General features: G+C 68.0%; 16 protein-coding genes and 2 pseudogenes. 15 read left to right on the top strand and 3 right to left on the bottom strand.

Annotated features, from left to right (window positions below; translation table 11 throughout):
* Window positions 1-739 precede the first annotated feature (739 nt).
* The 3 genes from CWT12_RS14425 (at window position 740) to CWT12_RS11530 (ending at window position 2225) form a co-directional block, all read left to right on the top strand.
* Window positions 740-862, top strand: coding sequence for a hypothetical protein (locus tag CWT12_RS14425; RefSeq protein ID WP_257504883.1), 123 nt, complete (start codon window positions 740-742; stop codon window positions 860-862).
* A gap of 299 nt (window positions 863-1161) precedes the next feature.
* Window positions 1162-1773: a hypothetical protein gene (locus tag CWT12_RS11535; protein ID WP_161924916.1), complete on the top strand. Its 612-nt coding sequence runs from the start codon at window positions 1162-1164 to the stop codon at window positions 1771-1773.
* 161 nt (window positions 1774-1934) lie between these two features.
* Complete coding sequence (locus CWT12_RS11530) at window positions 1935-2225, top strand: putative quinol monooxygenase (protein ID WP_161924915.1); 291 nt, start codon at window positions 1935-1937, stop codon at window positions 2223-2225.
* Between the two features lie 176 nt (window positions 2226-2401).
* Here CWT12_RS11530 and CWT12_RS11525 read toward each other — a convergent pair whose 3' ends face one another.
* Both CWT12_RS11525 and fucP read right to left on the bottom strand, forming a co-directional pair.
* Window positions 2402-3694, bottom strand: a complete 1293-nt coding sequence (locus CWT12_RS11525; protein ID WP_161924914.1) for an ABC transporter substrate-binding protein — start codon at window positions 3692-3694, stop codon at window positions 2402-2404.
* Window positions 3691-5085: an L-fucose:H+ symporter permease gene (fucP, locus tag CWT12_RS11520; RefSeq protein ID WP_161924913.1), complete on the bottom strand. Its 1395-nt coding sequence runs from the start codon at window positions 5083-5085 to the stop codon at window positions 3691-3693. Before fucP ends, CWT12_RS11525 begins: the two co-directional genes overlap by 4 nt.
* A 187-nt stretch (window positions 5086-5272) precedes the next feature.
* Between fucP and CWT12_RS11515 the strand changes: the two genes are divergently transcribed.
* The 11 genes and pseudogenes from CWT12_RS11515 (at window position 5273) to ppdK (ending at window position 19486) form a co-directional block, all read left to right on the top strand.
* Window positions 5273-5662 carry a DUF2516 family protein gene (locus CWT12_RS11515; protein ID WP_161924912.1) on the top strand — a complete coding sequence of 130 codons (390 nt, stop codon included), beginning with the start codon at window positions 5273-5275 and terminating at the stop codon, window positions 5660-5662.
* Window positions 5662-6117, top strand: coding sequence for a D-aminoacyl-tRNA deacylase (gene dtd, locus CWT12_RS11510; RefSeq protein ID WP_161924911.1), 456 nt, complete (start codon window positions 5662-5664; stop codon window positions 6115-6117). Before CWT12_RS11515 ends, dtd begins: the two co-directional genes overlap by 1 nt.
* The gene (locus CWT12_RS11505) at window positions 6117-6692 is read left to right on the top strand and encodes a 4'-phosphopantetheinyl transferase family protein (RefSeq protein ID WP_161924910.1); all 576 of its coding nucleotides are present in this window, start codon (window positions 6117-6119) and stop codon (window positions 6690-6692) included. The genes dtd and CWT12_RS11505 overlap by 1 nt, the downstream gene beginning before the upstream one ends.
* Window positions 6644-6829, top strand: a complete 186-nt coding sequence (locus CWT12_RS14150) for a hypothetical protein (RefSeq protein WP_237564435.1) — start codon at window positions 6644-6646, stop codon at window positions 6827-6829. The genes CWT12_RS11505 and CWT12_RS14150 overlap by 49 nt, the downstream gene beginning before the upstream one ends.
* A 198-nt stretch (window positions 6830-7027) precedes the next feature.
* Window positions 7028-7609: an O-acetyl-ADP-ribose deacetylase gene (locus CWT12_RS11500; RefSeq protein WP_161925470.1), complete on the top strand. Its 582-nt coding sequence runs from the start codon at window positions 7028-7030 to the stop codon at window positions 7607-7609.
* Between the two features lie 632 nt (window positions 7610-8241).
* A pseudogene (locus CWT12_RS11495) lies at window positions 8242-10763 on the top strand (ATP-dependent Clp protease ATP-binding subunit).
* A gap of 446 nt (window positions 10764-11209) precedes the next feature.
* Window positions 11210-12520: a beta-carotene 15,15'-monooxygenase gene (locus tag CWT12_RS11490; protein ID WP_161924909.1), complete on the top strand. Its 1311-nt coding sequence runs from the start codon at window positions 11210-11212 to the stop codon at window positions 12518-12520.
* Window positions 12514-14043 (top strand): GT4 family glycosyltransferase PelF, encoded by a 1530-nt coding sequence (pelF, locus tag CWT12_RS11485; protein WP_237564174.1) that lies wholly within the window; start codon window positions 12514-12516, stop codon window positions 14041-14043. The genes CWT12_RS11490 and pelF overlap by 7 nt, the downstream gene beginning before the upstream one ends.
* 235 nt (window positions 14044-14278) lie before the next feature.
* A pseudogene (locus tag CWT12_RS14420) lies at window positions 14279-14881 on the top strand (putative glycoside hydrolase); the annotation flags it as partial.
* Window positions 14881-15402 carry a putative glycoside hydrolase gene (locus CWT12_RS14415; protein ID WP_337247928.1) on the top strand — a complete coding sequence of 174 codons (522 nt, stop codon included), beginning with the start codon at window positions 14881-14883 and terminating at the stop codon, window positions 15400-15402. The pseudogene CWT12_RS14420 and the gene CWT12_RS14415, both read left to right, overlap by 1 nt.
* A 1378-nt stretch (window positions 15403-16780) precedes the next feature.
* The gene (gene ppdK, locus CWT12_RS11475; protein WP_161924908.1) at window positions 16781-19486 is read left to right on the top strand and encodes a pyruvate, phosphate dikinase; all 2706 of its coding nucleotides are present in this window, start codon (window positions 16781-16783) and stop codon (window positions 19484-19486) included.
* Window positions 19487-19672: 186 nt separating this feature from the next.
* On the opposite strand, the gene CWT12_RS11470 is transcribed toward ppdK, so the two are convergent.
* On the bottom strand, window positions 19673-20212 hold the full coding sequence (locus tag CWT12_RS11470) for a MauE/DoxX family redox-associated membrane protein (RefSeq protein ID WP_161924907.1): 540 nt from the start codon (window positions 20210-20212) through the stop codon (window positions 19673-19675).
* 267 nt (window positions 20213-20479) lie between these two features.
* Here CWT12_RS11470 and CWT12_RS11465 point away from each other — a divergent pair, with 267 nt between their 5' ends.
* Window positions 20480-20749 (top strand): hypothetical protein, encoded by a 270-nt coding sequence (locus tag CWT12_RS11465; protein WP_161924906.1) that lies wholly within the window; start codon window positions 20480-20482, stop codon window positions 20747-20749.
* Window positions 20750-20761 lie beyond the last annotated feature (12 nt).

The following is a 20761-nucleotide window of genomic DNA, read 5'->3' as shown; positions in this document are numbered from 1 at the left end:
GCCGCACGCTTACGCTGGTGGCGGGAATTCCGCCGATCAGGGATTTTCGTTGAGATGATGCGGAATTACGGGATTCATCTGGGCGCGCCAGGCTCCGCTCGAATTGCTCCTGCGTGCGCCGGAGGTCTCGCCGCACGCAGGAGCTCTCCGGGTGGCCTGCGACTAGTGTGTGAATCCGCAGAATCATGCGGTTTGTGGTCGGCGGTAGATTTGTTAAGCGTGCGCCGGGTCCGATGACGTGCGACTGCCGTACGACGCGGGCCGGTGCTCAACCTGGCGACTGCGCGCTCAGCCCGTTTTGCAAGCGGGGGTGGCGTATTTCGGCTCGTCCTCGCAGTCCTGATTCATAGGAGACTCGCTGCCCTGACTGCCATGCCGCGCCGGGTTTTCGCACCGGGAATCATGGGGCTGTCGCTGCCCTTGCGCTTTCCGCATGCGGCTCCTCAGGCTCCGCGGACTCCTCAAGCACTGCCGGTGGAGGCTCAACGAGTGTGACGGAAGCGTCGGTTACCTCCGAGGAGGCCACTGAGGAGTCCGATGTTGCCGCTGGATACGACGCGGGTAGGCACATGATCGTTTTGAGGTCACCAGCGACACAGCAACCCTCGCAGGCATCACGCTGACCGCTCTGGACGCCAACGGCAACATCAGCCAGGAGCAACTTGGTGATGAGGCACTCCCGTTCAGCAAGACGGCCGAGATTGACGGTGCCAGCGTCTTTGGCACCTCAAACGCCAATGTGCTGGCTCAGGCCAAGGACGGAACGGACATCACCGAGTCCATCACCATTGACGACAATGAGCCCGTCAGCTCGTCGGGATCCGGCGAGTTTGCTACCGCGATGGCCCAGGCCACCAACTGAGGATCGCCGCCTGAGAGCTGAGAATCGGCCGTCCGAGCCGACGGAGCTGTTTAGAGCGGTTTGCGTGGCGCCTGGCGCCCCGCCTACTGCGAGCTTTTGTACCCTGGTGTACGCCAATTTGCTGCACACCAGGGCGCAAAAGCTCGTACCAGAGGGCAAAAGCTTGCACCAGGGTGCGAAGGGGCATCGGGCCTGCAGCCGCCAGACGAGCATGGCCGCGGAGCCTGAGTGTGCGGTGCCCGCCATGACTTGGCGTTGTGGTCCTTGTTGGAATGTTGTCCCTGTGGGAGGGTGAACTCGTGAGTGACCGCAGCCGCTGGATTGTGCCCATCGCCCTAGGGGCAGCTGGTGTCGCCTATGTGAATGGACGCCTGCGCCCGCGCGGCGATGCCGCCGAGCCCCTGCCCGGGGACGAGCTCCTGCCCGACGCAGAGATCGTTGAGACGCATGAGACGGTGCTGCAGGCGCCCGTGGCTGACGTATGGCCCTGGCTGGTCCAGATGGGCTATGGACGCGGCGGTTTCTACTCCTTCGATGCGCTTGAGCGGTTGGCCGGAGTGAGCATTTCCAATGCGGATGCGATCCACCCGGCGTGGCAGAACCTGACAGAGGGCGACCCGGTGGACCTGGCGGAGAACACCACCCTCGTCGTCGCCCGCCTGGAGTCGGATCGCTTCCTGGTCCTGTCATCCAAGGGAGGGCGCGCGCCCGCTGCGGCCGGTATGGATTTCGACTTCACGTGGGCGTTCGTCCTCACCTCGACGGGACTGCATTCTTGCCGCCTGACGGTGCGCGAGCGGTACGTGCCCCAAACGCCGGCCGCGCGTCGGATGGTGTGGGCTGTCCGCCCGGTGGCCCGGCTCATGTCGCACGGCATGCTGCACGGTTTGCGGCGTCGTACCCGAGGCTGAGGGCGGACGACGATCTCCGGTGCGCGACTCAGATGGCAGTATGACGCACCCCGGTGCGCAATACGCGTTTGCATGCCTGCGCATCTCCGTCGGCCCTACCGTGAACGTGATGCGCACCATAGAATCGGCGCAACGCATCCCATGCGCCCTGAGGAGGAGCCATGAAGATTCTGCACTCACAGTTCACCGCCAAACCCGGTTACGAGGACGAGGTCGCCCAGATGATCTGCGACTTCGCCGAGAAGGTCCGCAGCGAGCCCGGCAACCGCGTCTTCGACGTCTACCGCCACAGCGACGACCCCGCGAAGTTCTTCGTCATGGAGGCCTACGTCGACGAGGACGCCTTCCAGACTCACTTGGGTATGCCCTACGGCGGCCCCTTCAATGCGCGCCTTGAGGAGCGCATCGAGGAGCCGCACTCGGTGCTGACCTTCCTCGACCAGATCGGCTGAGGGCCGCCACGCACCCAGCCGCCCGAGCGGGCCGTCAACCACCGCCGGTGGTTGACGGCCCCGCAATCTTGATGGGCCCGCGGCGATCCGGTATTGGGTCAGGAGTCGACTCACCGCGCGGGCCGCCCCGCTCGGATGTGGCGGCGCCAGACCGCCTGCGCGAGCCGGCCGACCGCTCAGACGTTAGGGCCGGCCGCGCCCTCGTTGATCCGCTCGGTGAGGATGCGGGCGAAGGCCGCGGCTGAGGCGTCGCGGGTAGACAGGTAGTTCTTCACGGCCTTGAAGAATCCGTCCTGCATCGCGGGGGATATCACTTCGCCGTAGGAGATCGAGTTGAGCACCTTCTGACTGCGCAGGTCCTCGGCGGCCTGCTGCTGGTAGGGGGTGAGCGTGGAGACGTCGGCGTCATTGCGCACCGGCACGCAGCCCTTCACCTCGCACACGGCCGTCTGGACCTGCGGGTCGAGCACGGTACTCAGGAAGGCGTCGGCGTCCTCGCCGTCCGCCGAAGTCGAGGAGCGGACGAATGCGTCCACCACGATTAGGAAGGTCCCCTCGGTTCCCGGGAAGACCACTGAGGCTACCGGGGACTCCCCGGTGGTGGACCCGGCCAGCGCCTCGGACTCGGTCAGGGCGCCGTCGTTCATCTGGTAGAAGCCGCACTCGCCCTCCGCCAGCCGACCGGCCGCCTCGTCCCAGGTGCGGTCGGCGTCGTCGGGATCGGTGTGATCCATGAGCCGCCCGAAGATCTCCAGGGCGTCGCTCACCTGCTGGCCGGACCAGTCGAAGCGGTCGGCCTCGATCTGGGCCCAGCCCTCTTCACCCACGGTGGCCAGCAGTACGGACTCGAACAGCCCGGCCGTGGTGATGGAGTCGGCGCCGCCGATGCACAGCGGCGTAGTCCCCTGCTCCTGCAGGGTGTCCAGGTCGGCGAGCAGATCGTCGAGGGAGTAGCCCGTCCCCGGCTCGTTGATGCCCGCCTGTTGCAGCACGTCGCGGTTGAACATGAGGATGTTCGCCCGGTGCACGGACAGCGGCGCCGCGTACTGACTGGAGCCCACCGTGACCGAGGCGAGGATTTCCTCGGGGAGCTGGGCAGTGACCTCGTCGGTGAAGAGGGGGGACACGTCGCCGACGACGCCGGCGTCCCGCCACGCCGTGACGTTCCCGGCGGTCAGTGACTGCCACACGTCGGGGGCGTCGCCGCGGGCGATGCGGGAGGCCAGGGTCACGTGGGCCTGGGAGCCGGCACCGCCGACGACGGCCAGTTGGTCCACGGACACGTCGGGGTTGCGCTCCTTGTAGGCGTCGACGAGCGTGTCCAGCGCGACGGACTCCGAGGCGGAGGTCCACCAGGACAGCACCTCGACGGAGCCGGACGGGGCGGAGGGACTCCCGCAGGCGGTCAGGGCGAGGGCGGTGCTGGCCGCCGCGATCAGGGCGGCGGCGCGTTTTCTCAGGGAAGTCATGACTGGGCCCTCCTCTTAGAAGCTGTTCCGGCCGGGGCCGCATCGGAGGCCGGCTCCGGTGCCGCGGCAGTGGTGACTGTTTGGACGGGAGCGCGCAAGTCGTAGATCGCGTAGGCGGTCACCATGGCGAAGCACACCGCCGGAACGATGAACGAGCGGGCCGCGCTGGTGGCGTCCATCATCCGCCCCTGCACCATCGGCATGATGGCCCCGCCAACGATCGCCATAACCAGGCCGGCGGCACCGAACTTGGTGGTGTCCCCGAGCCCGGACAGGGCCACGCCGTAGATCGTGGGGAACATCAGCGACAGGCAGAATGAGGCCGAGATGATGGCGATCACGCCGGTGATGTCGGGGCGCAGCGAGGCGTAGATGCACAGGCCAACGGCGATCGTGCCCAGGACGGCCATCACCTTGGTGGCCCGGATGCGGGCGATGACGGCGGTCATGAGGAAACGGGCGATCAGGAAGACGATCAAGCTGATCTGCAGCATCTGCGAGCCCAGCTGCAGGGAGCCGTTCAACGCCTGCTGGGTGTACTGGATGATGTAGGTCCAGCAGCACACCTGGGCGCCCACGTCGAAGAACTGGGCGATTACCCCGTAGCGGTAGCGCTTGGAACGCCACAGGGTGGCCAGCGGGCTGGTCGGTCGCGGGGCGTCGTCCTCGGCGACCTGGGCGGTGGGTGGCGCCTTCTGGACGAAGATGATTACCAGGATGACGGCCAGCAGGACCCCGAGGCCGATGTAGGGCCCCGTCACGGCGCGCAGCTGCTCGGCGCGGATGGCCCGCTCGGTCTCCGCGCTGACGTCGGCCAGGTTCACCGGGGTGTCGAGCTTGGGGAGGATGAGGGTGGAGGCGATCAGCACGCCGATGTTGGTGCCCAGCGGATTGAAGGCCTGGGCGAGGTTAAGGCGCCGGGTGGAGGTCTCCTCCGGCCCGAGGGAGATGACGTAGGGGCTGGCGGAGGTCTCCAGTAGCGAGCAGCCTGCGGCGATGGCGAACAGGGCGGCCAGGAAGGCGCCGTAGGTCATCACCTGGGAGGCGGGCCAGAAGCCGAAGGCCCCCAGGGACGCCAGCGCCAGGCCGGAGACCATGCCCGCCTTGTAGCCCCACCGGGAGTTGATCAGGGCGGCGGGGATCGCCAGCAGGAAGTAGGCGCCGTAGTAGGCCATCTGCACCAGCGAGGCCTGGAAGGAGGACATGTCGAAGATGCGCTTGAACCCGGAGACCATGGGGGTGGTCAGGTCTGCGGCGACGCCCCAGGCAGTGAAGCAGCCGATGACTGCGATCAGCAGCGTCGCGGCGCCCGGATACAGGATTCTGGTGGGCGTCTGAGGTGCGGGGGGCGCGGAGAGGTCGGACTTGTTTGTTTCGGCCAGGGCCGTCATGGGAGCTCCCGGATCGGCGGTGATGCGGTGTGCGTCGGGGCGAGGTGTTGAGATGGTTGGCGGGGCGGCGGACGCAGGGGACGACCGCCTCGAATGTGAGCTGAACCATATCACGTATGTGTGGCGGCGGGTCATGCCCGGAGGGATGGACCTCGCGGCGCGGCAGGGCGGCGGCTAGAGTGGAAACGTGGAGATTCTGGTTCTCATTGCCTACTACGTGTCGCTGGCCGTCAGTGTGATCTGGCGGATCGCGCAGCTCACCGCCGTGGGCCTGGGCGTCTGGGCGCTCATCGACACCCTCACCCACGATCCGTCGCATTTCATCGCGGCTGACAAGCGCACGAAGGGCTTTTGGCTCGGCGTCAATGCCGCCGGCGTGGCTGTGGTTCTGCTGATGGGGGCCACCTCGATGCTGGGCCTGCTGGGCGTGGTCGCGAACGCCGTCTACCTGGCCGACGTCCGTCCCGCGCTGCAGTACTACTCACCGGTGCGGGTGCGCTCCTCTATCCGCTTCCCCAATGGCCGCGGCGGCTATCAGGGCGGCCGGGGTCCGCGCGACTGGACGCCTGGCCGCTGATGCGCGCAGTCCTGCAACGCGTGCACCGGGCTGCGGTGCGGGCCGACGGAGACGTCGTCGGCGCCATTGACCGTACCGGGCTGCTGGCCCTGGTCGGTGTCACTCATGATGATGGCCCCGCGCAGGTGGCCACCGTGGCCCGCAAGATCGCCGAGCTGCGGCTCTTCGACGGCCCCGGCGACGACGGCGGTGCTCCGGGCCGGGAGGTGTCGGTGGCCGACCTGGGGGCGCCGGTGCTGGTGGTATCCCAGTTCACCCTGTACGCCGACGTGCGCAAGGGGAGGCGCCCGTCCTGGAACGGTGCGGCGCCGGGCGATGTGGCCGAACCCTTGGTGGAGGCGGTGGTTGCCGAGCTGCGCGCTCGCGGCCTGGAGGTGGCTACCGGCAGCTTCGGCGCCCACATGGACATCGAGGCCGAGCTGGACGGCCCGGTCACGATCCTCGTCGAGGCGTGATGCTCGGACCAGTTGTCGGTGCACTGACGCCCGCGTCGACTCGGCCTGCGCACGCGGAGGCTCCCCTGTTGTTGGGGCTCGTTCCGGAGTCGGTGATCGTCGCCGAGGCGCGCCATGATGTAGACGCCCCGCTGCTGCCGCCCGAGGCCGCCCATGTCTCTCGGGCCTCGGCACGGCGTCGCGCCGAGTTCACCACCGTGCGGTTCCTGGCCGGGCGGGCGCTGGCCGAACTGGGGCTGGCCCGACCGGTTATGGTGCCCGGGCCGGCGGGGGAGCCCACCTGGCCCGACGGCGTCGTTGGTTCCCTGACTCATTGCACGGGATTCCGGGCGGCGGCGGTGGCCCGCGCGAGTGGGGTGGCGGCGGTGGGCATCGACGCCGAGCCGAACCGGCCGCTCGCGCGCGGCGTGCTTGAGCGGATCGCCGCACCGGTGGAGCGCGAGAACGTCTGCGAGCTGGTCGAGGCGGTCCCGGATGTGGCCTGGGACCGGCTCCTGTTCAGCGTTAAGGAGTCCGTCTACAAGGCGTGGTTCCCCCTGACGCACTGCCCCTGCGCTTCGCCGACGCCGCGGTGACCGTGCGGCCGGACGGTACCTTTACGGCTCGGCTCGCCGCGGGCGCCCACTTCGATGCAGATGGCGCTGACCTGACTGGCCGCTGGGCCACGAGTGGTGGGCTGTTGGCGAGCGCGGTCGTCTGCTACGCCGGTTAGCGCTCTACTACGCCACTTCGGGGTCTGCTGAAGGGGTCCGGGGTGTACAGCAGTAGGGTAAGCGGCGTTGTTAAGGTCCAGTCGGCGTAGTAGACGACACCTCCGGACGGGATGCACGACCCTCGTGCGTGTTGCACGACCCCCGGAGGGTCGTGCAATGTACACCGGGGTCGTGCAACGTAACCGATAGGGGCCATGATGCGGATAGAAGCGGAACGCGGGGACATCACCACCCAGGAGGTCGACGCCGTCGTCAACGCGGCCAACTCCGGGCTGCTGGGAGGCGGCGGGGTCGACGGCGCCATCCACCGCGCTGCCGGGCCGCGTCTGCTCCAGGCCTGCCGCGAGCTGCGCGCCACCAGCCTGCCCGATGGGCTGCCGGTGGGTCAGGCCGTGGCCACTCCCGGCTTCGACCTGCCCGCCCGCTGGGTCATCCACACCGTCGGCCCCAACCGGCACGCCGGCCAGACCGACCCCGCGCTGCTGCGCGCCGCCTTCCGCTCCAGCCTGGAGCTGGCCCAGGAACTCGGCTGCCGCAGCGTGGCGGTACCGGCGATCTCCGCGGGCGTATACGGCTGGGATGCCGACGCCGTCGCCCGCGCCGCCGTGGCCGAGGCCCGCGCGCTCGCAGCCCGAGCCGATACCGCCAGTGGCGTGGAAGTGTGCGGAACCGACGTCGTCGACGCCGCCGCGGAGCAAGCGGGTGGACTGCAAGTGGTGCGCTTCGTGCTCTTCTCCGACCGGCTGCTGCGGGCATTCCAGGCCGCCCTGGGCGCCTGAGTCCCGGTGACCGGCGCTCGTCTTTGGAACTATCGCGCGTTGGCGCGCACGAGGCCGGTCGGGCTGGTCGGGCGTGTGGTGGGCGGGGCGTCAGCTACGCCGGTTGGGTGTTAACAACGCTACTTAACGGCCTGCTGTATACCTCGCAGCCCTTCAGCAGGCCGTTAACAGGCGTTGTTAACCCCGAAGTGGCGTTGCAGACGGTGAGGTGGCGTTGCAGGCGGTGAGGTGGCGTTGCAGGCGGTGAGGTGGCGTTGCAGGCGGTGAGGTGGCGTCGTAGACGGTGAGGTGGCGTTGCAGATGACCTCACTTTCAGACACGGGGATAGCGGTAGCCACGTCCCTCGCTCTTCCTGCTAGGTCCTTGTGCAGGAGCCCGGCGTCAGCGTGGGGGTAGGTCGCCATGCTTGGACTCCCACTCGGTCACTGGTACGAGGGCCTGCATGCGCCCGCCCTCCTTTATTCCTGAGTCGGGTCGGCTCAACCCTGCTCACGCCCACTGCGAACAGGGGCATGGTTGCCGGCCCCACGCCGTTAGCCTTGTCAGCGCGTGCCCCGCGTTCCCCCAATCCGGGCAGTGCCCGAACCCGGGCAACGCGACCACCAACCGCACGTGCCGAGGAGCAATCAGCGATGTTCGAACGCTTTACCGACCGCGCCCGCCGCGTCGTCGTCCTGGCCCAGGACGAGGCCCGCGCGCTCAACCACAACTACATCGGTACCGAGCACCTCCTTCTGGGCCTGATCCACGAAGGCGAGGGGGTTGCCGCCAAGGCGCTGGAGTCGATGGACATCTCCCTGGACGCCGTGCGCGCCCAGGTCGTGGAGATCATCGGCGAGGGTCAGTCGGCCCCCTCCGGCCACATCCCCTTCACGCCGCGCGCCAAGAAGGTGCTTGAGCTGTCCCTGCGCGAGGCGCTGCAGCTGGGCCACAACTACATCGGTACCGAGCACATCCTGCTCGGCCTGCTGCGCGAGGGCGAGGGCGTGGCCGCGCAGGTGCTGACCAAGCTCGGCGCCGACCTGTCCACCGTCCGCCAGACTGTCATGCAGATGCTCTCCGGCTATGAGGGCAAGGAGACGGTTACCGCCGGCGGCTCCAACAAGGAGGGCGCGCCGTCGGGCTCGGCCATCCTGGACCAGTTCGGCCGCAATCTCACCGCCGCCGCGCGCGAGGGCAAGCTGGACCCGGTCATTGGCCGCCACAAGGAGAGGGAGCGCGTCATGCAGATCCTCTCCCGGCGCACCAAGAACAACCCGGTGCTGATCGGTGAGCCCGGCGTCGGCAAGACCGCTGTGGTGGAGGGCCTCAGTCAGGCGATCGTCCACGGCGACGTGCCCGAGACCCTGCGGGACAAGCAGCTGTACTCACTGGACATGGGCTCGCTCGTGGCAGGCTCGCGCTACCGCGGTGACTTCGAGGAGCGCCTGAAGAAGGTCCTGAAGGAGGTGCGCACCCGCGGCGACATCATCCTGTTCATCGACGAGATTCACACCCTCGTCGGGGCGGGGGCCGCTGAGGGCGCCGTCGACGCCGCCAGCATCCTCAAGCCGATGCTGGCCCGCGGGGAGCTGCAGACCATCGGTGCCACCACTTTGGAGGAGTACCGCAAGATCGAGAAGGACGCCGCCCTGGAGCGGCGCTTCCAGCCGGTTACTGTCGAGCAGCCCTCCATCGAGGAGACCATCGAGATCCTCGGGGGCCTGCGCGACCGCTACGAGGCCTTCCACCGCGTGGTCATCACCGACGACGCCATTGAGGCGGCCGCCAAGCTGGCCGACCGGTACATCAACGACCGCTTCCTGCCGGACAAGGCCATTGACCTGATCGATGAGGCGGGCGCGCGGCTGCGCATCCGCCGCATGACCGCTCCGCCCGAGCTGCGCGAGATCGACGAGAAGATCGCCGCCGTGAAGAAGGAGAAGGAGTCGGCTATAGACGACCAGGACTTCGAGCGCGCGGCCTCGTTGCGCGACGACGAGCGCCGTCTGGGCGAGGAGCGTGCCGCTAAGGAGAAGGCCTGGAAGTCCGGGGACCTTGACCAGGTGGCGGAGGTGGATGAGAACCTCGTGGCCGAGGTGCTCGCCATGTCCACTGGCATCCCGGTGGTCAAGCTCACCGAGACCGAGTCCGCCAAGCTGCTGGGCATGGAGGATGAGCTGCACAAGCGGATCGTCGGCCAGGACAAGGCCATTCAGGCCCTGTCCAAGACCATCCGGCGCACGCGCGCGGGCCTGAAGGACCCCAAGCGCCCCGGCGGCTCGTTCATCTTCGCCGGCCCCACCGGCGTGGGTAAGACCGAGCTGGCCAAGGCCCTGGCGGAGTTCCTCTTCGACGACGAGGACGCGCTGATTCAGCTCGACATGTCCGAGTTCGCCGAGAAGCACACCGTCTCCCGGCTATTCGGTGCGCCCCCGGCTACGTCGGCTACGACGAGGGCGGCCAGCTCACCGAGAAGGTGCGGCGGCGTCCCTTCAGCGTGGTGCTGTTCGACGAGGTGGAGAAGGCCCACCCGGACATCTTCAACTCGCTGCTGCAGATCCTGGAGGACGGTCACCTCACCGACGCCCAGGGCCGAGTGGTGGACTTCAAGAACACCGTCATCATCATGACCACCAACCTCGGCTCCAAGGACATCGGCAAGGCCGTAGCCACGGGCTTCCAGTCCACCGAGGGCGGCACCATGGACTACGAGGAGATGAAGGCGCACGTCAACCGTGAGCTCAAGCAGCAGTTCCGGCCCGAGTTCCTCAACCGCGTGGATGACCTGATCGTCTTCCCGCAGCTGACCAAGGCGGAGGTCCGCCAGATCGTCGACCTGATGATCGGCCGCCTGGCTGCGCGCCTGGCCGAGCAGGAGATGGACATCGAGCTGACCGACGGCGCCAAGGAGCTGCTGGCCGAGCGCGGCTTCGACCCGGTGCTCGGTGCTCGTCCGCTGCGCCGCGCCATCCAGCGTGACATTGAGGACGCCCTGAGCGAGAAGATCCTCTTCGGGGAGATCGAGCGGGGCCAGAAGGTCCTGGTCGACGCCGAGGGCGAGGGCATCCTGGGTGAGTTCACCTTCCGCGGCGTGCCCCGGCAGGACGCGGAGGAGGCCGTACGCGAGGCGGAGGAGATCGCCTCGGCCGCGGCCGAGCCGGCGCAGCAGTGAGCGTCGCATGAGCATGGCACTGACCCGCCAGTAGGCGTGCGAGCCGCCAGGGCGGTCGGCTAGGTGCCGGTTGCTCCGTGGTGCATGGAGCTCCGCAGTGTATGGAGGCGGGGCCGCTTCCCACCAGGGGAGTGGCCCCGCCTTCGCCTATGGGCGTGCGCCGGTTGCTGGGGGCAAGCGCGGGCAGGATTGATCGGGGCCGGGAGGCGGCTGCGGGACGGGTTTGCGGGTCCCGGTAACGAAGAGGATCAAGTGGCGCTTGCCATAACTGGGCTGTGAGTTTGATGTGACCTTCGCGCTACTGCCCCGTTTTCACTGGTCCTCGGCGCGTTCTCGGTTAGTGTGTGCGGCGTTAGTAGTACGCAAGTGCTTGGCGCATCTGGGGTCATGTGCTTGCAAGTCGTTATCTACAGATACTTCTGGACCCTTCAAGGAAAACACCCATCATGACTGCGACCGTGCCTGTTTCCGCCCGGCAAGCGCCTCCGCTGCCGGGGTGGATCAGACCATTGACCGGCCCGGATGAGCCCTCTTTGGGGCGGAAAGCCACTTGGGCTGTCGAGACGCTCCTGCTAGCCATGTCGCCCGCGATACTCCTGGGCCTGTCCTACCCGCTGGCCATGAGCCGGATGGCGGGGCACGTCGTCGGCGGCCAGCCGATTGCCTCGCTGATCATCAGCGTTGCCGTGGGCGTGCCCTGGCTGAGCCAAGTGGTTTGCGGCCCCGTCTACCGGCTCATGGGGCCCGTCGTGGATGCGCGACCGGGCGAGTGCGCCGGGCAGTTCATCCGACTGTGGCCGGCTGTCCTGGCATTCTCGGTTCCGCCGGCGCTGGTGGTCACAGCACTCGTGGCCCTGACCACGCACTGGCCCGCGCCGGCGCTCGCCGCGCATTTCCTGCTGCTGATGGAGAACATGGTCTTCGCCCAGTCGCTCATGGTGGCGGACCTGTTGCGGCGCAGGCGCCACTGGGCCCTGGGCTGGGTGGCCTACGCCGCTTCGGTGCTGCTACTGCCAACGGCCTGGTACCTGCCGCCGCTGCTGGCCACCGCCACGCAGGTCGTGCCGCTGGTGCCGTTAATGCCCGGCCTGCTGCGCCCGCAGCCCGTACCTGTCAGGGACTACGTGGCGGACATGGGGCGAGGCCTGGTTCTTGGCGGCGTGCTCTGGGCGGACAAGCTCCTCCTCTTCCTCACTGTCGGCACTCAGTGGCACATTGCCCTGGCCTACCTGTGCCTGCAGCCAGCCGTACTCGGCTACACCTTCTACTTCGCAATCGCCACACCCAGGGTTACCGGGGCGCTGTCGGACTTCCACCAGGGTCTCGAGTCGGTGAGCATCGACTCGCTGCGGGATCGCAGCCGCTATCTCACCAGGCTCATGGACCGTGCGCTCGTGCGCGCCGTGCTGGTAGAGGCCCTGGGCGTGGCCGTGGTGCTGGCGGCGATTGCAGTACTGGCCCCCGCGTCATTGCTTGAGGCGTTCGCCGTGTCGCTGGGGTCGGCGCTGCTGGCAGCGCTCACCCTGCTCGCTTACGAGATCGACCATGCCGGGGACCCCGCCCTGGCGCTGTGGCTGTCCGCCGCGCACCTGCTGGCGGCGCTGGCGAGCTTCACCCTGGTTGGCGGCCTGGCCGCCTCATTCGCGGCGACGGCGCTGGTTGACGTAGCGCTGATCGCCGTCTCGGTGATCGTCTACCGGGCGCGCTGGTCCTCGCCCGAGTACTCCTTCTTCTGGCGAAAGGCCCTGTCATGGTGAGCAGCGAACACGACCCGGCGATGGACGGGACCGAGCCCGCAGGCGCCGTCCTGCCCGACGGCGTTCCCGCTGACGGGCGTTACGCGGAGGTGGATGTCGCTATCGTCATGGAGTCCACCTATCCGTATCTCAAGGGCGGGGTCTCCGCAGTCGTCCACGACATCATCACCGGCAACCCGGACCTCACGTTCGGGATCATCCACATCACCTGGGACCATGACTCCCCGCGCACCGACCTGTACGGCATGCCGGGGAACGTGCGCTGGGTAAAGGTTGTGTACCTGTCAATGGCGGACCACCCGGAGTTCACCTCCAGCCGTCCCGCCGACCTGCACATGAACCACCGCGAGCGGCTGGTGCTGTCTCACCGGCTCATCGACGCCCTACAGGCGCTGGCGGCAGGTGAGGGCAAGCCGGTCTGGGACCTGATCGCGGAGGGCATGGCCGCCTCGACGCGCCGCTACCCGCTGTGGGCGCTACTGGGGTCCGCCGAGTTCATGGAGACCTACCGCGACCGGATGCCTACACTCGGGATGTCGCTGAGCGAGCTGTTCTGGTGCCTGCGCGAGTTCTTCTCCCTGGCGTACGCGGTGCTGGGGCAGACCATGCCCCGGGCGCGCGTCTATCACGCCCACACAACCGGTTACGCCTCCCTGCTGGCCGCCAACGCCGCGCGGGAGAATCAGGGGTCCTTCCTGCTGACCGAGCACAACCTCTACGTACGCGACACGATCAATACGCTGCTGGGCAGGCGCATGGACAAGCCCGTCACCCGGCAGGACTACCGGACCTTCGACGTCGGCGGGCGGGACCGGATGTGGATGACCTGGTGGATCGAGATGGGGAGGCTGTGCTACCCGGAGACCTATGCCACCACCTACTTGTATCCCGACGCCGTCGCAGAGGCCAGGGAACTGGGACTGGACTCGACCGCGGTGCACGTCATCCCCAACGGCATCGTCATCGACGAGTTCGATGGGGCCTACGCCGAGCGGCGTGACGCCACCCGGCTGCTGCGGCAGGAGGGAGTTGAGGCCCACCGGTGGCGGCTGGTGTACATAGCCAGGGTCGTACCGATCAAGGGGCTGCTGGACCTGATTGAGTCCATGCGGATTCTGCGCGAGCGCGGCCTGCGGTTCCACCTTGATGTATGCGGTCCTACCGAGCACGCTCCCGACTACTACGAGCGCTGCGTCGCCAGGATCGCGGAACTCGGCCTGGAAGACGTCATCACGGTGCGCGGCACGATCAACGTCCGTGAGCACCTGAGCGACTGGGACCTCTTCCTCCTTCCGTCCTACAACGAGGGCCTGCCGGTGGTGTCGCTGGAAACGATGGGCGCAGGTATTCCCACCGTGTCTACCGACGTGGGCGCGCTGCGGCCGGTTGTCCTTGACGCCATCACCGCCCAGGACGGGACGGTCCTGGACCCCAGCGGTTTCATCATCTCCCCCGGGACCCGGTACTCATGGCGGACCGGATCCAGCAGGTCACGAGCGACGTCGACCTGTTTGAGCGGATGAGCCGCTCCGCTCGGGCAAGGGCGGAGACCGCCTTCAACCTGCTGCGGGTCAACGCCGCATACCATGAGCTGTACGTGGAGGGAGGAGTGGGCCGTCCCAGGGCGGACGCGGCTCATAACGCGGGGGCGCGGCGGCCACATGGCGTACCACCGTCGTCGCGGGGACGTCACCGGGCGCCGCGGCGGCCTGTTAAGTGGAACTGGAGCCGGAAGCCCAAAGGGCGGTCGGCCGCGAAATGACCGGCACCGGCACGGGAGTCGGCGCCTGGCTGCGCTACGGCGGGCCGATTGCACCCGCAGAGGTGGACTTCGCCGTCGCCCACTACCGGACCGCGGTCCTCCAGCCCTGGGAGCGGGAGGTTGCGGCCAGGCTCAAGGACGCCCGCCCCGACATGACGGTGCTGGCCTACCGCTGCCTGTCCTCGGCGCGGGACTTCGAACCGCCCGAACGCTGCGCCTCGGGGATCGGCTGGCGGGAGGCTGACGCGCGGGGCTGGATCGCGCACCGCTCCGGCGAGCCGGTGGAGTGGTCCTCCTATCCGGGACACTTCCAGGCCCGCGTGTGGGACCCCGACTACCGCGCCGCCTGGGCGGAGCACGTCGCCGGATCGCTGGAGGGAACCGCTTTCGACGGGGTGATGGCGGACAACGATGTCTTCGAGGACTATTACGGTCTGGACCTGCCCGCCATTGCCGCCGCCGACCCGCACGCCCCGGCCGATGTCGCGGGGCTGCGCCTGGCGCTGAGCGAACTGGTTGACGTGGCGGGGCGGGCCCTGTCCGCTACTGGCCGCCTGCTGGTTCCCAACATCGCCGAGGCACGGCGCGAACCCGGCCGGTGGAAGCGCCACGCCGCCTGGGGCGGGGGCTTCGACGAGTGCTGGTTGGGCTGGGGGAGGACATCCTGTTCGATGCGGCGACGGTGGCTGCGCAGGCGGGCCAGCTCGACGGCCCGGGCCTGGGGCTGCTGCGCACGCCCTCAGGTGGGTCTGGTCCGGAGTATGACGGGTCCCGGCAGGGCCTGTACGGGTTGGCGATGTTCTGGATCATCGGGGCCGGGTCCCCGCGCCTGTCCTATGCGGCCACCGGGCACGATGACTACTCGCGTACGCCCTGGTTCCCCGCCATGGACGCCGATCTTGGCCGACCGTGCGGGCCTGTGCGCAAGTCCGGCCGAGTCTGGCGACGGCGCTTTGAAGGCGGGGTCGCGGCCGCCATACCCGACGGGGAGAGCGGGGGAACCGTTACTCTTCCGCATGGCGCGGTACAACCGGGACCGCTGGGGCGGCCCGACGGCGCACCCCTGCCCCGACGTCTCCGACTGCGCCCCCACGAGGGCGTGATCGCTCTGGTGCCCTGAGCCGTTCCTGCCTTTCCTGGTTGTTCGCGTTTGCGGCGTGGTGGGCTGGCGGCGTGGCAGGTTTGCGGCGTGGCGGGCTGGCGGCATTGCGGTAGGGGCGTTCGGGTCGGCGGCTGGTGTGCTCTCGGGGGTGCTCAGGTCGGCGGCTGGTGCATTGGACTTCGGAGCGGTTGGCTCTACTTGGACTGTCTGGCTCTACGGGGACTGTGTAGCTCTACTTGGACTGCCCAGAGGCGCTCTCGGACGGACCAGCCGGAGGAACACGGTCCCCGATCCGGTGCCCGCACGACTTTGAATACTCCGGGGCCCCGTCCGCGAATGCCACCACCTTCCCGAATACGTCCTCGTACGCCGAGTACGACCTCGCCGGCCCCAAAACGACCCCATGTAGTTGTCCGAATACGACCTTGGGTGGGCGAGTACGACCTCCGCGTGGCGAATACGTCCTCGTCAGCCCGAGAACGTCCCCCGCCCGGCGAAAACGTCATCATCAGCCCCAAACCCTCCACGATGTGGAGGGTTTGGGGAGTGTGAGGTCGTATTCGGCCTGCGTGGGGTGGTCGAGCACGACCTCATACGCCCGAGTACGACCTCGCGAGCCCGAAAACGACCCCATGTAGTGGCCCGAATGCGACCTTGGGTGGGCGGGAACGACCTCGACGGCCCGACCACGACCGCAACGCAGCGTTCCTCCAACCCGAACGCCATATCCGCGAACCATCGCGGCAGAAAGCGAATCCGTGGGTGCCGAGTAGTGAACTCACGAACACCCCTCTGCACGTCGGCCGAGAGCAGCGCGTTGACGGAGACCTCCCGCTCTTTTAGTTCGTGGTGTTGAGGCTGGTCGGGGGCAGGTCGCGTGCGGCCCTTGAATGTGGGGCCAAAGCGCCGCGGGGCCCGGCGTGAAAGAGCCAGGCGCGGTCCCGCCAGGCCTCGGTCAACCGTGTGCGGGAGAGCCAGGCGCGGTCCCGCTAGGCCTCGGCCAGCCGTGTGCGGGCCAGCCAGGTTCGGGCCAGCCTGGCCCCGGGCGAGTCAGGCGCCCCGAGACGCCCACGCACCCCGCTAACCTGCTCGCTCCTGCGAACCCCCTCCGACCCCACGAGCAACCCCACTCCGCAAACCGGAAGCCTCCAAAAAGTAGAACGGAGCGCATGAGTCGCTGCACTCCGCTTTCCGCGGGCTGGTGCTGCTTGCCACCTGCAGCAAGGCGCGCCGTCCGCGCACCACGTGCGGTGAGCCGGTGCGTATTTTGTCCGTACAAATAGCGACGATATGGCGACATGGCGCCGGAAAGTGGCGTTAGGACTGAAGTCACATTAGAGTGTGCGCTGTCAACGCGCGCGGGCGCATAGCCAACCAGAACTAGAAAGAGGCGACGATGCCCAAGTACGTATACCGCTTCAGTGAGGGAGACAAGGACCAGAAGGACCTCCTGGGCGGTAAAGGGGCCAACCTCGCCGAGATGACCCGACTCGGCCTGCCGGTGCCGCCCGGCTTCACCATCACCACCGACGCCTGCCGGGCCTATCTGCGCGACGGCGTCGTCCCCGATGAGCTAGCCGTCCAGGTCACCACAGCGCTCCGGCAGGTCGAGGAGGAGCTCGGCCGCCAGCTGGGTGACGCCGAGGACCCGCTGCTCGTGTCCGTGCGCTCCGGCGCCAAGTTCTCCATGCCCGGCATGATGGAAACGGTCCTGAACATCGGTCTGAACGACGCCTCGGTCAAGGGCCTGGCCGCCGCTTCAGGCGATGAGCGCTTCGCCTGGGACTCCTACCGCCGCCTGATCCAGATGTTCGGCAAGACCGTGCTCGACGTCGACGGCGATCACTTCTCCGACGCCCTGGACGCCAAGAAGGTCGAGCGCGGCGTCAGCCTCGACTACGAGCTAGACGTGGATGCCCTCAAGGAGCTCGTGGAGCAGTACAAGGCGATCGTCGCCGAGCACGCAGGCATCGACTTCCCCCAGGACCCGCGCGCCCAGCTGGACATGGCCACGGAGGCCGTCTTCCGCTCCTGGAACACCGAGCGCGCCCACATCTACCGGCGCCGCGAGAAGATCCCGCACGACCTGGGCACCGCCGTCAACGTGTGCACCATGGTGTTCGGCAACATGGGGGAGACCTCCGGCACCGGCGTGTGCTTCACCCGCGACCCCTCGACCGGCCGCTCCGGCGTGTACGGCGACTACCTGGTCAACGCCCAGGGTGAGGACGTCGTCGCCGGCATCCGCAACACCCTGTCCCTGGCGGACTTGGAGCGCCTGGACAAGACCAGCTACGACGAGCTGCGCGCCGCCATGCGCCGCCTGGAGACCCACTACCGCGACCTGTGCGACATCGAGTTCACCATTGAGCGCGGCAAGCTCTGGCTGCTGCAGACCCGCGTGGGCAAGCGCACCGCAGCGGCGGCCTTCCGCGTGGCCACCCAGCTGGTGGACGAGAAGCTGATCACCATGGACGAGGCCCTCACCCGCGTCACCGGTGATCAGCTCACCCAGCTGATGTTCCCGCAGTTCGGCGACGACGCCGGACGCGACCTGATCACCCGCGCCATGCCCGCATCCCCGGGCGCCGCCGTCGGCCACATCGCCTTCGACAACGCCGAGGCCATCGCCCGTGCCGAGGCCGGGGAGTCCGTCATCCTGGTGCGTCGCGAGACCAACCCCGACGACCTGCCGGGCATGGTCGCCGCCGTCGGCGTGCTTACCGCCCGCGGCGGGAAGACCTCGCACGCCGCCGTCGTCGCCCGCGGCATGGGCAAGACCTGCGTGTGCGGCGCCGAGGCGCTGGAGGTGGACGCCTCCGCCCGCACCGTGCGTGTGGCCGGGCGGGAGGCGCCCCTGACCAGTGACGATGTGATCGCGATCGACGGCACCACCGGTGAGGTGTTCCTGGGGGAGGTCGCCGTGGTCGACTCCCCGGTGATGACCTACCTGCGCCGTGGCCTGGACACGGCGCTGGCCTCCGCCGCCGACGACGACTCCCGCGAGCTGGTCACCAGCGTGGACCGCATCATGCGGCGGGCCGATGAGGTACGCCGCCTGCAGGTGCGTGCCAACGCCGACACCCCCGACGACGCGCGCCACGCCATCCACCGCGGCGCTCAGGGCGTGGGCCTGTGCCGCACCGAGCACATGTTCCTCGGTGAGCGCAAGCAGTACGTGCAGAACCTGATCCTCGCCGCCGACGACGCCGAGCGGGAGGCCGCCCTGGCCGCCTTGCTGCTGCTGCAGAAGGGCGACTTCGTGCAGATGCTTGAGACGATGGACGGCAAGCCCATGACGGTGCGCCTGATCGACCCGCCGCTGCACGAGTTCCTCCCCGACCTGACCGAGCTGAGCGTCAAGGTTGCGGTTGACCGGGAGCGCGGCACCCTGGACCCGGCCGACGAGCAGCTGCTCGCCGTGGTGCGCCGCAACCACGAGGCCAACCCGATGCTCGGTCTGCGCGGCGTGCGTCTGCTGCTGACCATGCCGGGCCTGATCGAGCTGCAGGTGCGGGCCATCGCGGAGGCCGCCGTCGAGCGGCTCAAGGCGGGCGGCGATCCCCGCCCGGAGGTGATGATCCCGCTGATCGGATCGGTGCGGGAGCTGCAGTTGGCGCGGGAGCGCGCGGAGGCGGTGCTGGCGGAGGTGTCCGCGGAGTCCGGCTTCGACCTCGACTTCCCGGTCGGCTGCATGATTGAGCTGCCGCGCGCGGCCGTCACCGCGGCGCACATCGCCGAGGAGGCGGACTTCTTCTCCTTCGGCACTAATGACCTGACCCAGACCACCTGGGGCTTCTCCCGCGACGACGTGGAGGCGTCCTTCGTGGGCCGCTACATCGAGGCGGGCATCTTCGGCACTTCCCCGTTCGAGTCCATTGACGTCGACGGCGTGGGCGGCATGGTGCGGATGGGCGTCGACGGCGGCCGGTCTACCAAGCCGGGCATGAAGATGGGCGTGTGCGGTGAGCACGGTGGTGACCCCGACTCGATCGCCTTCTTCCACCGGGTCGGTTTGGACTATGTGTCATGCTCGCCGTTCCGCGTGCCGGTGGCGCGTCTGGAAGCGGGTCGGGCGGCGGTGCTGGAGCCGGCCGAGTGACGCATTGGTGAAGCGTCGGCGTGCCGTCGATGTGAAGCGCTGACGGCACGCCGGCGGGGCTCCGATACGAACTTTTGCACCCTGGTGTACGGCAGTTTTCCGCACACCAGGGTGCAAAAGTTCGCAGTAGGGGCATTTGGTCGCCGTTGAGGGCAGCGGCTGGGTGTTGGCTGGGGAGGGTATCTCTCAGGCTGGCTGCGGCCGACGGAACTTGTCCCAGTTTGTCAGGAGGTTGAAGCCTGCGGCTATGCCTAGCACGATTACCACCAGGTTGCTGCCGGGGCTGGACAGGACGAGGCGCTGCGGGGTGATGAGTAGGTCGGCAATGAGCACGGCGGCCAGTGCCGCGTCCACGACGACTATGCCGGGGCCCACTCTCCAGCGCAGCCTCGTGCCGAAGTAGCCGCAGTCCGCATGTATGCCGCGTGCGACTACGCTGGCAGATGCGCCGGCCAGGGCCAGTAGCAGGACCGCTGCGATGGTCTCGGTGATGGGCAGGCGGCCGCCCAGTATCAGGCAGCCTGCCAAGAACAGCTCGATCACAGGTAGAGCCAGTGCCACATGACGGGCTGAGCGCCCGGACACTATGCGGTAGCCGACAACGTCCGCTACCTGCTGATCGCGCGACGTGGAGAGCTTTGCGTAGGCGCTCAGAGCCAGCAGCAGACCGGTCAGGGTCCGACCCGCTGCGAGCATCATGGCGACAGTCGAGAGCAAGGTACTCACGCTCCTTCCGCGTCCAGGAGTGCATTACTGCACGATGGGGTGCTGGAGGACGGCATCTCCATCGTGCGCCGCTCCCGGGCGCATGTCAACAGTAAGGAGCGCCCAGGCGGCATCCTCCCACGCGGCCTCTGCATGCTGCGCGCAAGCAGTTGCGCGGCGTGCTGGCAAAGTAGAGTCAAGCGATGGGCGTAACGCAGCCTGTTAGTTGCGGTACAGTGATGGTGAGTCGATGGCCGCCCGAGTCGCCTAGTAACCCTGGAGGAAGAGATGTCCGAGAAGGAAAAGCTCACCGAGCTGAAGGAATATGTCGATCGCAAGAACCGCGAGACGGACCTGGTGAATCCGTACGCCTGCACCGTTGTGGAGGGGCTGCATGGCTGGGTGAATGCGTCCGACACCTGGGAGGGGCCGCTGGCGGATGAAGAGTCCGAGGAGACGAAGGCCGAGATTGACGCGCTGATTGGTGTGTTTGCGGCGCTCAGTGAGGATCTTGCGACGGCAATAGCCAACGCAGAAAGCGGCGAGGAGGATAGCTGACGCCCATAGGGG

Origin of the sequence: Actinomyces sp. 432 (assembly GCF_009930875.1) — a bacterium.
Lineage (GTDB): Bacteria > Actinomycetota > Actinomycetes > Actinomycetales > Actinomycetaceae > Actinomyces.
The sequence above is the reverse complement of the archived record's forward strand: the minus strand, read 5'-3'. Positions and strand labels throughout refer to the sequence as shown.